Origin of the sequence: Ameyamaea chiangmaiensis (genome assembly GCF_013376175.1) — a bacterium.
GTDB classification, from domain to species: Bacteria; Pseudomonadota; Alphaproteobacteria; order Acetobacterales; family Acetobacteraceae; genus Ameyamaea; species Ameyamaea chiangmaiensis.
In genome coordinates this window covers 1-15016 of the sequence record NZ_JABXXR010000062.1, presented here as the reverse complement: position 1 = coordinate 15016, position 15016 = coordinate 1, and the positions used below count along the sequence as shown (strand labels likewise).

18 protein-coding genes are annotated in these 15016 nt (G+C 66.9%); 13 read left to right on the top strand and 5 right to left on the bottom strand.

From position 1 onward, the window contains the following. The 6 genes from HUK82_RS09330 to gloA form a co-directional block, all read left to right on the top strand. The coding region (locus HUK82_RS09330; protein ID WP_176613699.1) for an OmpH family outer membrane protein at positions 1 to 702 on the top strand (702 nt) is incomplete at its 5' end. 9 nt (positions 703 to 711) lie between these two features. Further along, positions 712 to 1779, top strand: coding sequence for a UDP-3-O-(3-hydroxymyristoyl)glucosamine N-acyltransferase (gene lpxD / locus HUK82_RS09325; RefSeq protein WP_176613698.1), 1068 nt, complete (start codon positions 712 to 714; stop codon positions 1777 to 1779). Between the two features lie 122 nt (positions 1780 to 1901). Beyond that, positions 1902 to 2378, top strand: a complete 477-nt coding sequence (gene fabZ / locus HUK82_RS09320; protein WP_176613704.1) for a 3-hydroxyacyl-ACP dehydratase FabZ — start codon at positions 1902 to 1904, stop codon at positions 2376 to 2378. Between the two features lie 88 nt (positions 2379 to 2466). Continuing rightward, positions 2467 to 3342 (top strand): acyl-ACP--UDP-N-acetylglucosamine O-acyltransferase, encoded by an 876-nt coding sequence (gene lpxA / locus HUK82_RS09315; protein ID WP_176613703.1) that lies wholly within the window; start codon positions 2467 to 2469, stop codon positions 3340 to 3342. 26 nt (positions 3343 to 3368) lie between these two features. Further along, the gene (locus HUK82_RS09310) at positions 3369 to 4205 is read left to right on the top strand and encodes an LpxI family protein (protein WP_176613697.1); all 837 of its coding nucleotides are present in this window, start codon (positions 3369 to 3371) and stop codon (positions 4203 to 4205) included. Between the two features lie 17 nt (positions 4206 to 4222). After that, a complete protein-coding gene (gene gloA / locus HUK82_RS09305) occupies positions 4223 to 4612 on the top strand; it encodes a lactoylglutathione lyase (RefSeq protein ID WP_176613696.1) in 390 nt (129 codons plus the stop codon). Between the two features lie 11 nt (positions 4613 to 4623). Here the strand turns inward: gloA and HUK82_RS17185 are convergent, their stop codons facing one another. After that, positions 4624 to 5007: a hypothetical protein gene (locus tag HUK82_RS17185; protein ID WP_218061549.1), complete on the bottom strand. Its 384-nt coding sequence runs from the start codon at positions 5005 to 5007 to the stop codon at positions 4624 to 4626. A gap of 156 nt (positions 5008 to 5163) precedes the next feature. Between HUK82_RS17185 and rpmH the strand changes: the two genes are divergently transcribed. From rpmH to argB, 6 genes are read left to right on the top strand one after another with little or no spacing between them, the layout of a single operon-like run. Next, positions 5164 to 5298 carry a 50S ribosomal protein L34 gene (gene rpmH / locus HUK82_RS09295; RefSeq protein WP_012553083.1) on the top strand — a complete coding sequence of 45 codons (135 nt, stop codon included), beginning with the start codon at positions 5164 to 5166 and terminating at the stop codon, positions 5296 to 5298. Positions 5299 to 5356: 58 nt separating this feature from the next. Beyond that, positions 5357 to 5707 carry a ribonuclease P protein component gene (gene rnpA / locus HUK82_RS09290; protein ID WP_176613695.1) on the top strand — a complete coding sequence of 117 codons (351 nt, stop codon included), beginning with the start codon at positions 5357 to 5359 and terminating at the stop codon, positions 5705 to 5707. Then, positions 5704 to 5958, top strand: coding sequence for a membrane protein insertion efficiency factor YidD (yidD, locus tag HUK82_RS09285; protein WP_373318291.1), 255 nt, complete (start codon positions 5704 to 5706; stop codon positions 5956 to 5958). Before rnpA ends, yidD begins: the two co-directional genes overlap by 4 nt. 27 nt (positions 5959 to 5985) lie before the next feature. Beyond that, positions 5986 to 7698 carry a membrane protein insertase YidC gene (gene yidC, locus HUK82_RS09280; protein WP_176613694.1) on the top strand — a complete coding sequence of 571 codons (1713 nt, stop codon included), beginning with the start codon at positions 5986 to 5988 and terminating at the stop codon, positions 7696 to 7698. A 10-nt stretch (positions 7699 to 7708) separates the two neighbouring features. After that, positions 7709 to 8383 (top strand): ribosome biogenesis GTP-binding protein YihA/YsxC, encoded by a 675-nt coding sequence (gene yihA, locus HUK82_RS09275; RefSeq protein ID WP_176613693.1) that lies wholly within the window; start codon positions 7709 to 7711, stop codon positions 8381 to 8383. 54 nt (positions 8384 to 8437) lie between these two features. Beyond that, on the top strand, positions 8438 to 9343 hold the full coding sequence (gene argB, locus HUK82_RS09270; RefSeq protein WP_176613692.1) for an acetylglutamate kinase: 906 nt from the start codon (positions 8438 to 8440) through the stop codon (positions 9341 to 9343). On the opposite strand, the gene HUK82_RS09265 is transcribed toward argB, so the two are convergent. Both HUK82_RS09265 and HUK82_RS09260 read right to left on the bottom strand, forming a co-directional pair. Then, positions 9303 to 10799 (bottom strand): sodium:solute symporter family protein, encoded by a 1497-nt coding sequence (locus HUK82_RS09265; protein ID WP_176613691.1) that lies wholly within the window; start codon positions 10797 to 10799, stop codon positions 9303 to 9305. The two genes, argB and HUK82_RS09265, sit on opposite strands and share 41 nt — an antisense overlap. Continuing rightward, positions 10796 to 10999: a DUF3311 domain-containing protein gene (locus HUK82_RS09260; RefSeq protein WP_176613690.1), complete on the bottom strand. Its 204-nt coding sequence runs from the start codon at positions 10997 to 10999 to the stop codon at positions 10796 to 10798. Before HUK82_RS09260 ends, HUK82_RS09265 begins: the two co-directional genes overlap by 4 nt. Before the next feature lie 337 nt (positions 11000 to 11336). Here HUK82_RS09260 and acs point away from each other — a divergent pair, with 337 nt between their 5' ends. Beyond that, complete coding sequence (gene acs / locus HUK82_RS09255; protein ID WP_176613700.1) at positions 11337 to 13190, top strand: acetate--CoA ligase; 1854 nt, start codon at positions 11337 to 11339, stop codon at positions 13188 to 13190. On the opposite strand, the gene HUK82_RS09250 is transcribed toward acs, so the two are convergent. Together HUK82_RS09250 and HUK82_RS09245 are read right to left on the bottom strand one after the other, a co-directional pair. Further along, positions 13162 to 14352: an MFS transporter gene (locus tag HUK82_RS09250; protein WP_176613689.1), complete on the bottom strand. Its 1191-nt coding sequence runs from the start codon at positions 14350 to 14352 to the stop codon at positions 13162 to 13164. The two genes, acs and HUK82_RS09250, sit on opposite strands and share 29 nt — an antisense overlap. Before the next feature lie 40 nt (positions 14353 to 14392). Beyond that, positions 14393 to 15016, bottom strand: a 624-nt coding sequence (locus HUK82_RS09245; RefSeq protein WP_176613688.1) for a DUF4175 family protein, incomplete at its 5' end; no start/stop codon positions are given.

Genomic DNA, 15016 nt, shown 5'->3' with positions numbered 1-15016 from the left:
GGTGACGACGACAGTGGTCCGCCTCAGACCCCCCCGGTCCTGCCCGCGCCGACGGTTCCCGCCCCCGGCGACGTCGCCAAGGGTGCGCCCCCGCCGACGGCCGTGATCGGTGTGATCAGCGTGCCGGACGTGATGCGTATTTCGGCCGCCGCGCAGGAAGCGGAACAGGTGCTGGGCGCGCGTCGCGACAAGTTGGCTCAGGACGTCCAGCGTGCGCAGGCCGGATGGCGGGACGAGCAGCAGCAACTGCAATCCCAGGCCAAGGGCCTCAGCTCCGACCAGATTCAGGCGCGCGAGCGTCATCTTCAGGATCGCGTGCTGACCGCTCAGCGTGATTTCCGCAACCGCAATCGTATCATCCAGGAGGCTGCTCAGGTTTCGCTGAACCAGATCGAACGCGAACTGGTTCAGATCATCCGTGCCGTTGCGAGTGCGCATGGCATGAACCTGGTGATGCATTCCGAGCAGGTCGCGCTGCATGTCGATGGACAGGACATCTCCCGTCAGGTGGCCGACCAGCTGAACAAGGTGCTGCCGCACGTGTTCATTCCGGCTGAAAACGTCGATCCCGAAGTCCTCGCCAAGTCCGGCACGATGCCGACGACCGCCGACGAGGCACGGGCGCAGCAGCATCAGCAGGCTGGCGATGCGCCGTCCGAGCCGCCGCCGCCGCCTTCGGTCGTGCGACGCCCACAGCAGTAAGGCGCGAGCGTGAGCGACAGAACGGCATCGCCGCCCGGCGACTCGCGGTTTTTCCGCCGGGCCGCCAGGGCATCTCTGGCGCATCTGGCCGAGATTGCCGGGGCGACTGCCGTTGTCCCGCGCGACGGCTCGGCCGCGCTCGACAGCGGCTATGCCGGGGTGGCGCCTCTCCAGGCGGCCGGGCCGGATCAGGTCAGCTTTCTCGATAACCGACGCTATGCCGCACTGCTGGATGCGACGGGCGCAGGGGCGGTCATCGTAGCGCCGGCGTTCGTCGATCGTGTTCCGGCGGGATGCGCCGCACTGGTCACGTCCGCGCCCTATCTCGCGTGGGCGCGTATCGCGGCCTATTTTCATCCGCCGACCCAGGCCGTCCCGGGTCGTCATCCTTCGGCGGTGATCGACGCCAGTGCGGACATCGACCCGAGCGCGGAAATCGGACCGTTCGTCTGCGTTGGCCCGAATGTCCGGGTCGGTGCGCGGTCGATCATCGGCCCGCAGACGGTACTGGGCGAGGGCGTGACGGTGGGCGCGGAGTGCCGTATCGGCGCGCACGTCACCGTGTCGCACGCGTTGCTGGGTGATCGTGTCACCCTGTTCCCCGGGGTGCGCATCGGGCAGGAGGGATTCGGGTTTGCTGTGGGGCCGAATGGCTTCGAGACGGTCCCCCAGCTTGGCCGTGTTATTCTGGAGGACGGGGTCGAGGTCGGAGCCAATTCGGCGATTGACCGGGGATCGGCACAGGACACCGTGATCGGCGCAGGGTCGCGTCTCGATAATCTGGTGATGATTGGTCACAACGTCCGCATGGGGCGATGCTGCATCGTGGTGTCGCAGGCGGGTATCTCGGGCTCCACCGAACTGGGTGATTTCGTCACCATCGCGGCACAGGCGGGCCTGATCGGGCATATCAAGATCGGCACAAAGGCCCGGGTCGGGGCGCAGTGTGGCGTCATGTCCGACGTGGAGGCCGGGGCCGATGTCATCGGCAGCCCGGCAATGCCGTTTCGCGAGTTTTTCCGCAATGTTGCCGTGCTTCGTAAGCTTGCGAAAAAAGATGCGGGGAAGACGCCCTGAGGCTATAGGAGCGTGGCCCGCGTATGCGGGCGTTGTCTGGGCGGCGATCGCCCGTGAACTGATGATTTAGGATCGTGGACAAGACAGTGGATGCCCGGCCCGAAACAAAGCCTTCCGACGCGATGAGCCACCCGGCAGCTGGTGAGACGACGCCGCAGACCATCGACTCGATCGATATCCTTCGGATCATGGAGGCGATACCGCACCGGTATCCGTTCCTGATGATCGACCGGATCGTGGACATCGTCCTCGGGACGTCCGCCGTCGGCGTCAAGAACGTCTCCGTGAACGAGCCCTTTTTTCAGGGCCATTTCCCGGGTCACCCGGTGATGCCCGGCGTGCTGATCGTCGAGGCGATGGCGCAGACGGCGGCGACGCTGGTCGTTCTGACGCTCGGCAAGGCATTCGAGGGCAAGCTTGTCTATTTCATGACGATCGAGGGCGCGAAGTTCCGCCGTCCGGTCGGGCCGGGCGATCAGCTCCGGATCAGTGTGGTCAAGGAACGCAGCCGCGCGAATGTGTGGAAGTTCAAGGGCATCGCGCGCGTGGACGGCATGTCTGTCGCCGAGGCCACCTTCAGCGCCATGATCATGGGCTGAAATTCGCCCGAATTCATGCCTAACGACGTCTGACACGACTGTCGTGACAACGCACAGTACGGCGGCGCGTGCCGCCCAGGAGGTCGAGCTGACACACAGCGCGCATAGCGATGCCCCGGCCGGGCGGACCGGGGCTGCCATCCACCCGTCCGCCCTGGTCGATCCCGGCGCGCGGCTGGGACACGGCGTGTCGATCGGCCCGTGGTGCAGTGTTGGGCCGGATGTGGTGATCGAGGACGGCGTGCGGCTGATCTCGCATGTGGTGGTCGACGGGCACACGCGCCTGGGCGCCGGCTCGCTGTACTACCCATTCTGCACGATCGGACTGGCGCCGCAGGACCTCAAATATGCCGGTGAGTCGACCCGGTGCGCGGTCGGGGCCCGCACGGTCGTGCGCGAAAACGTCACGATCCATCGCGGCACGCAAACCGGCGGCGGCCTGACCACCGTCGGCGCCGACTGTCTGATCATGGCCAACGCCCATGTCGCGCACGACTGCGTCATCGGCAACAACGTCATCATCGTGAACAATGTGGTGATGGGCGGTCACGTCCAGATCGGCGATCACGCGCGGATCATGGGCTCGGCCGCGTTGCACCAGTTCGTCCGCATCGGACGGGCGGCCATGGTGGGCGGCGTCTGCGGGGTCGAGGCGGATGTGATTCCGTATGGTAGCGTGCTGGGCAATCGGGCGCGTCTTGTCGGGATGCACTGGATCTGGCTGCGTCGCAACGGCGTCGGCAGCGCGGATATGCAGAGGCTGCGCAAGGCGTTCCGGACCCTCTATCCGCGCCACGGCAATGACGGCGTCGTGTTCGAGCAGCGGCTGGAGGAGGTCCGTGCGACCTATGGCGATGATCCGCGCGTGCGGGAGATCCTGGCCTTCATCGACGCGCCCAGCCGCCGTGGGCTGGTCCGCGCTGCCCGCCCGGGCAGCGCCTCGTCGGACACCGAGGGCGTCTGACGCGATGGCCGGCGGCGGACGCTAGAATGATCGCGGGCGGCGCGGTCGGTATATTGGCTGGGGCCGGGCGCCTGCCCGCGGACGTTGCCGCTGCAGTGGTGGCGCAGGGGCGTCCCGTGTTCATCGTGGGGTTTCAGGACTTCGCGGACCCTGCCGTGCTGGCCCCCTATCCACATGACATGATCCGACTGGCGGCGGCCGGACGGATCCTGACAGCGCTGCGGCAGCATGGATGCCGGGAACTGGTTCTGATCGGGCCGGTCCGTCGACCCGCGCTGCGCGACCTTCGTCCCGACGGCGAGGGCGCGCGGCTTCTGGCACGACTCGGGCGGTCGCTGTTTTCGGGCGACGACGGGCTTCTTGCGTCGATCGTGCGGGTGCTGGGTGAAGAGGGCTTTACCGTTCGCGGCGCGCACGAATTCCTGACCGATGCCACCGGCCGCCGGGGTGCGATGGGGCAAGTTGTGCCGGACGCGCTGGCGCTGGACGATCTGGCGCTTGGCGGCCGCGTGGTGGCGCAGCTCGGGGCGCTCGATATCGGCCAGGGATGTGTCGTGCAGGCTGGCGTCGTCCTCGCGGTGGAGGCCATGGAGGGCACGGACCGGATGATCGCGCGCGCCGGGGAGTGCCGGCAGCCCGGTCCCGGGGGTGTGCTGGTCAAGTGCCTCAAGCCCGGGCAGGAGGCCCGGGCGGATATGCCGACGATCGGACCGGCGACCATTCGGGCGGCGGCGCGTTCGGGGCTTCGGGGTGTCGGTTTCCAGGCGGGGGGAACCTTGCTGGCCGATCCGGCAGCCTGCATTGCGGCAGCCGACGAAGAGGGCCTGTTCCTGTATGGGCTGGAGCCTTCGTCGCTGTCCTGACCAGGGAGAGTGAACCTATGGGTAGTTATCTGCACACGATGGTGCGCGTGCGCGATCTGGACGCGAGCATCGCGTTCTATCGGCTGTTGGGCATGCACGAACTGCGTCGGCGGGAGGTGCCGGACGGGCGCTATACGCTGGTTTTTATCGGGTTCGCGGACAACGCCGCCGGACAGGCGGAAATCGAGCTGACCTATAACTGGGGTCAGGATGATGGCTATGAGGTCGGAACCGGCTTCGGCCACTTCGCCGTCGGCGTGCCGGACGTGGCCGAGGCGGTCGACGCCGTCCGCGCCGGGGGTGGCAAGGTCACGCGTGAGGCCGGTCCGGTGAAATTCGGCACGACCGTCATCGCCTTTGTGGAAGATCCCGATGGCTACAAGATCGAGTTGATCGAACGTCCCTGATCAGGGTGCGGTCAGGCGCGGGATGACAGCATCTCGCGCACCGACTCGATGGCGGTGATGATCTGTTCGGCGCGGCCCCGCACGGTCGGGTCGGTGGACGTGGCGATCTGGTCGGCGGCCAGAAGGGCAGGCGACAGGGCGCTTTTGACGTCGTGCCGAAGCCGTGCGAGGCGGTCGGACTGCGCCACCTTGTCCGACGAAATGACGGCGTGGGCCGTGACCGGGGTCGCCCGGTGCGGCCGTGGCGGGGCATTGTCCCCGGCCTGTTGCGGGCTTTTGTGCGAGTCCCAGAGATAACGCTGGAGTGCCATACCCGTGGCGAGCGCCACGGCGGCTGTTGCCGCCAGGCTGCCGAGAGCCGTGCTTATCGGGGTCTTGCGTGTGCTGGTCGTCATGCGGTGCACCTTCTTGTCGTTGCGACGCGCCGATCGTAATTGACGCGGCCGGGTCTCCACAGTATAAGCCCGCCCTCTGAACGGGCGTAAATTTTTCGCGCCCGCCCGCTGTCTTGTCTGCAGGCAGCCCCGTTGTCTTGATACAGGAGTGCCCAGATGAAGCGCACATATCAACCGTCCAAGCTCGTCCGCAAGCGTCGCCACGGCTTTCGCGCCCGTATGGAGACGGTCGGTGGCCGCAAGGTGATCGCCAACCGTCGTGCCAAGGGCCGCAAGCGCCTTTCGGCCTGAACGGCGAACCGACCGCCCTGTCGCGCCCAGCGCACGGGCGGCACGAGCGGAGAGCGATGTGACCGGACAGGGGCGATCCGTAAGGCTGAAGAAGCGGGCGGATTTTCTCAAGGCCGCATCGGCGGGGCGTAAGGCCCCGATGCCCGGGCTGGTTCTTCAGTCCCGCGCGCGTGAGGATGACGGTGCGGCCCGGATCGGGTTCACCGTCACGAAGAAGGTCGGCAATGCGGTCGTGCGCAACCGCACGCGGCGCCGTTTGCGCGAGGCGATGCGCATTGTCGAGCGTGAGGGTGCTCTGGGGGCCGTCGACGTCGTGCTAATCGGCCGTGACGGGACCCGGCGTCGCGATTTCGCTGCCCTGCTGGACGATGTCCGGCGCGCGTTGCGCAAGACCGGCGCACGACCGTGATCAGTCGTGCGGCCGTTTGGATCGCGCTTGCGCTGATCCGGATGTATCAGTGGGCGATCAGCCCGCTGCTCGGCAGTAACTGCCGCTTTACCCCTACTTGTAGCGCCTATGCGCACGATGCGATCTGCGCGCACGGTGCAGGGCGGGGCATTTTGCTGAGCGCGTGGCGGATCATGCGTTGCAACCCCTGGAACAATGGGGGATACGATCCGGTGCCCCCGCGACGGACCGATCCGTCGGGCGCATGTTGATTGATCTGAAGGGCCGGCGGACAGCTGATGGATATTAGGCGTTTTCTTCTGGCGACGATCCTGTCGGCCGTCGTGCTGCTTGGCTTTGATTATTTCATGCCGCAGAAAGCGCATCAGGATGCGCCCAAGCCGGTGCCTGTCGCCGATCGCCAGAACCCCGCTCCGGTGGCCTCTGCCCCGTCCGCGCCTCGGGACGATGTGCGTCTGCCCTTGGGCGGCGGCGCTGTCAGCGGTTCGATCAACCTGCGGGGCGCGCGCCTCGACGACCTGACGCTGCGCGACTATCGCGAGACCGTGGCCAAGGACAGTCCCAACGTCCGGCTGCTGGAGCCACAGGGCAAGACCGAGGCCAATTATGTCGAGATCGGCTGGCTGAACGCACCGGGTGGCCAGACGATGGTTCCGGGTGCCGATACGCTTTGGACGGCTGACGGCAGCCGCCTTGCGGTCGAGACCCCGCTGACGCTGCACTGGGACAACGGGCAGGGCGTGACGTTCCGCATCACACTGCGTCTGGACCGCAACTACATGTTCGCGGTCGAGCAGTCGGTGGACAACCATTCCGGGCAGGCGCTCTCGCTCTATCCGTTTGCCCGCGTTGAACGTGGTTATACCCCCGAAGTGACGGGTGGTTATCTGGTACAGGAAGGTCCGGTGTCGGTGATCGACGGCCGCCTGACCGAGGGGTCCTACAAGACGGTGCGCAAAGACAGCGCCGCACCACTCAACCAGAGCTGGAGCCGACAGGGCAGCAAAGGCTGGGTCGGCATCACCGACAAATACTGGCTGACGGCCGTCATTCCCGACCAGTCGGCACCGATCGCGGCCAGCTACGGCTTCTCGGGTGGCACGTATCAGGCGGGATTCGTCGCCAACGCGCCGCTGACGGTCGCCGCCGGTGCATCGGCCACCACCAGCAGCCATATCTTCGCCGGTGCCAAGGAAGTGCGTCTTCTCGAAGCGTATGAGAAGTCGCTGCACATCGACGGGTTCTGGCGCGCGGTCGACTTTGGCTGGTTTGCGTTCCTGACACGCCCGATCTTCTTCGTCCTCGACTGGCTGAACACCCTTCTGGGCAATTTCGGCCTGGCGCTGATGGCGTTCACGCTGATCGTCAAGGCGTTGTTCTTCCCGCTGGCGTCGAAGAGCTTCAAGTCGATGGCCGGGATGCGCACGTTGCAGCCCAAGATGCAGGCGCTGCGCGAGCGCCACAAGGACGACCCGGTCGCCATGAATCAGGCGATCATGGGCCTCTACAAGAGCGAGAAGATCAACCCGGCCAGCGGCTGTCTGCCGATGCTGGTGCAGATCCCGGTCTTCTGGTGTCTCTACAAGGATCTGTACGTCACCATCGAGATGCGGCACGCGCCGTTCTTCGGCTGGATCCGCGACCTTTCGGCGGCCGACCCGACGAACCTCTTTACGGCATTCGGCCTGATCCCGTGGGATCCGACGGTGCTGACGCCGATGCTGCACATGGGCATCTGGCCGATCGTGCTGGGTGGCACGATGTTCCTGATGCAGAAGCTGAACCCGACGCCGATGGCCGACCCGGCACAGGCGCGCGTGTTTCAGTTCATGCCGGTGATCTTCGCGTTCATCATGGCGCGGCAGCCGGCCGGACTGGTGATCTACTATTGCTGGAACAACCTGCTGACGGCGTTGCAGCAACGCTTCATCCAGCATCGCTCCGAACGGGCGAGGGCGACCCCGGCCCTTCCGGCCCGGTCGCGTAAGTGACGTCGGGCCGATGAGCATGAACGGCACGGGTTTTTCCGCACTGACCGAACAAGAGCAGGCGGCCGCGACCGAGGCGGGACGGCTGTTGTTTGCCGGGCCGTGTGATTTTTTTCATGGTGCGCAGGCGCTCGACCAGTTGCCACCGCCCGGTCTGCCGGAAATCGCGTTTGCCGGTCGGTCGAACGTCGGTAAGTCCAGCCTGGTGAATGCGATGACCGGGCGTCGCTCGCTGGCGCGTGCGTCGTCGCACCCGGGACGCACACAGCAACTCAATTTCTTTGATCTGGGCGGTCGTCTGGTGCTGGTCGACATGCCTGGCTACGGCTTCGCCCGGGCGGCCAAGGCGGTCAAGGAAGACTGGCAGGGGTTGATGTTTAGCTATCTGCGGGGCCGCCCCACCCTGTCGCGTGTGATGCTGCTGCTCGATGCGCGTGTCGAGATCAAGACGAACGACCGCGAGGCGATGGAGCTTCTGGATCGTGCCGCCGTGGTGTTCCAGTGTGTGCTGACCAAATGCGACGCGATCGGACAGCGGCAACTGGAGAAGAAGCAGGCGGAGGTCGCGGCCCTTGTCGCCGGGCATGCGGCCGCTTTTCCGGAGACGCTGTCGACCAGTAGTGAGAGCGGCCTCGGGATCGAGACGCTGCGTGCCACGCTTGCGATGCTCGCCACACCGGCCGGTTAAGCGGGCTCTTCCGCAGTTTCGTTATTGTCCTTGCACCATCAGGATTTCGTAACCATGACGTCGACACGGCAGACGCCTTCCGAAGCCCAGGAACAGGCTGCTCTCCTTGCCAAGGCGCTTCCGTATCTGCGCCGCTATGCCGGCGACACGATCGTGGTCAAATATGGCGGGCATGCCATGGGCGACGATATGTTGTCGGGTGCATTCGGCCACGATATCGCGTTGCTCAAGCTGGTCGGCGTCAACCCGATCGTGGTGCATGGTGGGGGCCCGCAGATCAACGCGATGCTCAAGAAGCTCGACATCGCCTCGACGTTCGTCGACGGCCTGCGGGTGACCGATGCCTCGATGATCGACGTGATCGAAATGGTCCTGTCGGGCACGGTCAACAAGCAGGTTGCCAGCCTCATCAACCGCGCCGGAGCCCTGGCCGTCGGGATTTCGGGTAAGGACGGTGGTCTGCTCAAGGCGCGCAAGCTGCAGCGCAGCGTGCGTGATCCGGACAGCCTGATCGAGCGGGCGCTCGACCTGGGCTTCGTCGGCGAACCGGCCAGTGTCGATCCGCGCGTGCTGTATGCCCTCTCGGGTTCGGGCCTGATCCCGGTCATTGCGCCAGTCGGTGTCGGCGAACACGGCGAGACCTATAACATCAATGCCGATACGGCGGCCGGGGCGATCGCCGGTGCGGTGCATGCGACACGGTTGCTGATGCTGACGGATGTGCCCGGCGTTCTGGACGAGAACGGGACCCTGATCCCGGAGCTTTCGGCTGAAGACGCGCGCCGGGGTATCGAGAGCGGCATGATCAGCGGCGGCATGATTCCCAAGGTCGAAACCTGCCTGAAGGCCGTGGAGGCCGGGGCGTCGGCCGCCGTCATCCTCGACGGCCGCGTGCCTCATGCGTGTCTGCTGGAGTTGTTTACCGAGTCGGGTTCGGGAACGCTGATCCGCGCGTCCTGAGCCGCGTGATGGGCAGCGCGCTGGCCACCAGAACCAGCGCGATATTCAGCATCAACGCCAGAAGGCCGGTGGAACACGCCACTTGATGGGCACCGAGGCCGACGACGTGTGTCGGTTTCAGCCCGTCGGCGAAGCACAGCAGCGTGCCGGCCGCGGTCCCGCCGGCCCAGCCGACCAGCATGGCTGCCCCCGACACCCGCCATGGCAGCAGCCCCAGGATCAGGGCGGGAAATGTCTGCAGGATCCATAGACCGCCCAGCAATTGCAGGTCGATCGCGAACTGTGCGTTCAGCCACAGGACGCAGGCCAGCGCGCCGATCTTGATGGCCAGTGCCGACACCTGCGAGGCGCGCACGCCGCCGCCCAACGACGGCATCAGATTGCGCGTCACCAGGCTTGCCGCGCCGATCGCCATCACGGCGGCAGGGACCAGGGCGCCCACGGCCACGGCGGCAAAGCAGAAGCCCGCGAACCAGCTTGGAAAGACCGACAGGAACAACAGCGGGACTACCGACGACGGATGGGTGGTCACGATCCCGGCCGCGTGGGCCATCAGCCCCAACATGGCGATCAGACCCAGCAACAGCGTATAGGCCGGGAGCATGACGGCGTTACGCCGAATGGTATCGGCCGATTGCGCCGCCAGAACGCCGGTCAGGGTGTGGGGATAGAGGAAGGCCGCGAGAGCGGAGGACAGCGCCAGTGTCGCGTAGGGCACGACCTGCCCGGGTGCCAGCGCGTGGCCGGGCGGGGGCGCGGGCAGGTGCGCGGCGGCGGAGCGGAGCATCGCGCCATAGCCGCCCAGATGCAGCGGGATGATCGTCACGGCCGCGAGCACGGCTATGTAGATCATGATGTCCTTGATGAACGCCGTCAGCGCCGGCGCATGCAGACCGCCCAGCCATGTATAGACCGCGAGCGACGCGAACGCGACCAGAAGCGAGGCTTCCCCCGGAAGGCCCAGCGCCTCGATCACCGTGCGGATGCCGATCAGCTGAAGCGCGATATAGGGCATGACGGCGGCAAGGCCACTGAGCGTGATCGCAAGTTCGAGGGCGCGGCTGTCGAAACGGGCACGCACGATGTCCGCCGCCGTCGCGAGGCCGCCACGCCGCGCGATGTCCCACAGCACCGGCATGACAAGGAACACGAACGGATACACGATCACCGTATAGGGCAGCGCGAAGAAGCCGAAGGCACCGGTGGCGTAGACCAGCGCGGGCACGGCGATCACGGTATAAGCCGTGTAGAAATCGCCCCCGACCAGAAACCACGTCACCCATGTGCCGAAGCCACGGCCACCGAGGCTCCATTCCTCGGCGTGGGAGGCGTCGGGATGGCGACGCCGCCACCAGCGCACCGTGCTCCCCGCCAGAATGGTGACGGCGAAGAAGGCGACAAAGACCAGACGCGCGGCGGTGTCGGGCAGCGGGGCCCCGTGTGAGGCGCCGTTCATGCCTGCGGACCCCGCTTCCAGACGATCCACACGAGTGCTGCGGTCACCGGCACCCAGAGCAGCTGATACCAGTAGAAGAACGGCAACCCCAGAAGGGCCGGCGTCGTGCGGTCATACAGTGGCACCCAGAGCAGGCCCGCGAACGGAAGCAGCAGCAGGGAAAGCAGCCATACGCGGCGGCGGGTGGCGGGCGGCGTCATGAAGGCGGAAACTCCGTGGTCGGCGTGCTGGCGGGTCGTAGGCCCCGGGTGGGCGGCCACACGCATCTGGTGATGGGCTGGATGATGGGCTGTCGCCCGCGGAGACGGCTAGGGCGGGACATGGAGAGGGACGTATGGTATCGTTCACATAAGCGTGTTGCGTCGCGCGGTCATTGCTGCGACATACGAGCCGCCTCTTCACGGGGCAAGAATATTCCATACAGGCGCAAGAATAGAGAATAATATTATGCACGACGGCGGCTTCCTCGCGACTGTGCCCGGTCACAGCTTTTCCGGCGGCCAGCCCGCCCTTCCGCGTGCGGCGGATGTCGACGCGATGGCGTCGGCATGGAAAGCCGATGCGGCGACGTTCTGGATGCAGCAGTCTGCCCGGTTGCTCTGGCGGGAGGCTCCGACGCAGGCGCAGGCGGGCGACTTTACCGGCACGGCGCATGTCACCTGGTTCGCCGACGGGCGCCTGAACCCGACCGAGTCATGTCTCGACCGCCATGCGGCCGCGCGCCCGGACGCATGCGCCCTGATCTGGGAAGGGCAGGATGGCCGGACGATACGCCTGAGCTGGGCGGACCTGTTGCAGCGTGTCTGTCGGATGGCGAACGCCCTGCGCGAGGCCGGTGTCGCCAAGGGCGATCGCGTCGCCCTGCATCTGCCGGCGGTGGTTGAGAGCGTGGTGGCCATGCTGGCCTGCGCGCGGATCGGCGCCGTGCACATGGTCCTGTTCGGGGGGTTCTCCGCCGAGGGGCTGGCGGACCGGCTGGACGACGGCACGCCGGTGCTCGTCGTGACCGCCGACGAGGCCCGGCGCGGTGCGAAGATCATTCCGATGAAGCGGACCATGGACGATGCCCTGTCCCGTGCCACGGGTGACAGCGTCCGCACGGTTCTGGTGCTCGCTGTGACAGGCGCGGACGTGCCGATGACGGCCGGGCGCGACCGCGCGCTGGGGCCGCTGCTGGACGGGGCGGACACCGCCTGCGCACCCGCGATCCTGGCCGCCGAGGACCCGCTGTTCGTGCTCTACACCTCCGGTAGCACCGGCAAGCCGAAGGGGCTGGTGCATGTCGCGGGTGGCTACATGGTCTGGGCGTCCCTGACGCATGAGGTCGCGTTTGGCTGCGGGAGCGAGGACGTGTTCTGGTGCACGGCCGACACCAGCTGGATCACCGGACACACCTATGTGGTGTATGGCCCGCTCGCCAACGGCACGACGGTGCTGATGTACGAGGGGCTGCCGTCGTGGCCGACGCCGGGACGGTGGTGGGACGTGATCGACCGGCATGGCGTCACGGTGTTCTACACCTCGCCCACGGCGATCAGGGCGATGAAGGCCGAGGGCAATGATATTCTGGAGGCCCGCGGTCTCGACAGCCTGCGGGTTCTGGGGTCGGTCGGTGAGCCGATCGGCGAGGATGCGTGGACCTGGTTCCACGATCATGTCGGCAAGGGCCGCTGTCCGGTGGTCGATACATGGTGGCAGACGGAGACAGGTGGCATCATGATCGCACCGGCTGCCGGTGCGGTCGCGCCCCGACCGGGCGTGGCCACGCGACCCCTGCCGGGGGTCGAGGCGGTGCTGCTGGATGCGGCGGGTGTGCCCGTCGTTGGCGAGGGCGAAGGCAATCTGTGTCTCGCCGCCAGCTGGCCGGGACAGGCGCGGACGATCTGGGGCAGCCACGACCGCTTCGTCGCGACCTATTTCGCGACCTATCCGGGCCATTATTTCACCGGCGATGCGGCCCGGCGCGAGGCGGACGGCTATTTCCGCATTACGGGGCGTGTGGACGACGTGGTGAACGTGTCCGGCCACCGGATCGGCACGGCGGAGATCGAATCCGCCGTGATGCGTGGCGAGGGTGTCGTGGAATGCGCGGCGATCGGTGTGCCGCACGGGCTGAAAGGCGAGGGGCTGGTGGTCTTCGCCGTCGTGCAGCCCGGAGGCGCAGGCGAAGCGGCGCTCAAGGCATTGGTCGCCGACGCCATCGGGCGCTATGCGGTTCCGGAGGCCGTGTATCTCGTGGCGGACTTGCCCAAGACCCGGTCCGGCAAGATTGTCCGGCGTCTTCTGCGCAAGATCGCTGCACGGGAGATCGATGCGCTAGGCGACCTGTCGACCCTCGCGGATCCGGACGCGGTGGGCCGGATTATCGCGGTGGTGCAGGGCGGGGGCTGAGCCCCTCCGCCGTCGCGCGGCGGTCACGGCGGACATTCCGGACAAAGCCGAGCAGCAGTACCGCTGCGATCGCCGTGTCCGTCCCCATGGTGGCCGCCCACCCGCCATGGACATACGTCCAGGATCCGAGAACGGAGCCAGTGGCGCCGCAGAGGAACAGGAATGTCATGTAGGCCGCGCCCAGACGCGCGCGGATCGTCGGGTCGAGGCCGAAGATCGTGCGCTGACCCATGATCTGGTTCACCTGCACCGCCGCATCGAGTGCTATGGCCGCCGCCGTCAGGGTCAGCAGGTGGCCCGCGACGCCACTCCACCCGGACAGCAGCGTCATCAAGAACACCAACAGCAACGCGATGCCCGTGGTCGGGACGATCCAGCCGCGATCGGCGATCCGCCCGGCGAGCGGCGCCGCCATCGCCCCTCCGGCCCCGGCCAGGGCAAACAGCGCGATACCGCTCTGGCTGACGCCGAAGCGCCCCTGCAGGAGCAACGGCGCGCCGGTCCAGAACATGTTGAAGATGCAGAACAGGCCCCCCTGATAGAACATGCGTTCGCGCAGGGGACGCACGCGCGGGACCAGCCCGATCGTCGACGCCACGGCGGCGCCCCATCCCAGCGTCGACACCGGGCGATAGGACGGCAGGACCCGGCTCAGCACCGTCAACGTCGCGGCCATGACGGCGGCGGACAGCGCGAAGATCGCCCGCCAGCCGAAATGGGCGCACAGCAGGCTGGCCAGAGGGCGTGACAGCATGATGCCAGTCACAAGCCCGCCCATGACGGAGCCGATGACCCGTCCCCGTTGCTCCGGTGGTGTCAGATGGGTCGACAGCGTCAGCACGATCTGGGAGCTGACCGCCCCGATCCCGAGCAGAAAGGCGGCGATGAAAAATCCGGTCGCGTTCGTGCTGAACAGGATGCCGAGCAGCGCGAGACATTGGATCAGGGATGCCGCCAGCGCCAGCCTGCGGTTATCGACGAGATCGCCCAGCGGCATCAGCAGGCACATGCTGGTGCCGTAGCCGATCTGGGTGATGGTCGAGACGCTGCCCGCCAGCGCCACGGGCACATGCAGGTCGTGCGCGATCTGGGCCACGAGCGACTGCGCGTAGAAGATGTTCGCCACCGTCGCCCCGCAGAACAGGGCGAAGAAGCCGATCATCGCGCGGCTTGCGACGGGCAGGGGCCGCGCGGCCGCGCGGTCAGAAGGGTTTGAGCAGCCGGTCGAGATAATCCAGTTCCTCCTGCGGGCGGGTGCGGTCTGAGTCGCGTCGACGCAGTTCCTGTTCGATGTCGCGCGCCTGTTCGCGCGAGATCGTATCGGGCACATGGGTGTCGGAATCGAGCCCGTTCTTGCCTTCGCCGCTCTCGCGGCCGAGCGGATCGCGGTTGGCCTGTGCCTTATCGTCGCCGTCGTCCTCGCCACCGGGGGAGGGCTCGTTGCCGCCGCTGCCCTGACCCTGGCTGCCGAAGCCGGGCAGGAAACTGGGCGTGCCCCGGCTGGCCTGCTGCATCGTCTGGCGCATCTGCTGGCCGCCGTCCTGCAATGCCTTCAGGGCCTTCTGCTGGGCGACGGACGCGGCCTGATCGTTTCCGTCGGCCAGTGCCTTGCGCGCGTCGCGCATGGCCGCATGCGCGTCTTTCAGGCCCGCGGGCTCCTTGCCCATCAGGCCTTTGAACTCCTGTTGCAGCTCGTCGAGCGCACGGGCCAGCGCACGCTGGCTCGCGCGGTCCTGGGTGCGCTGGCCGTCGGCCCTGGCCTGCTCCTGCGGATCGGCGGGTGGCGATGGGGGGGGCGCCAGATCGGTGGGCGGCTCCTCGTTCTG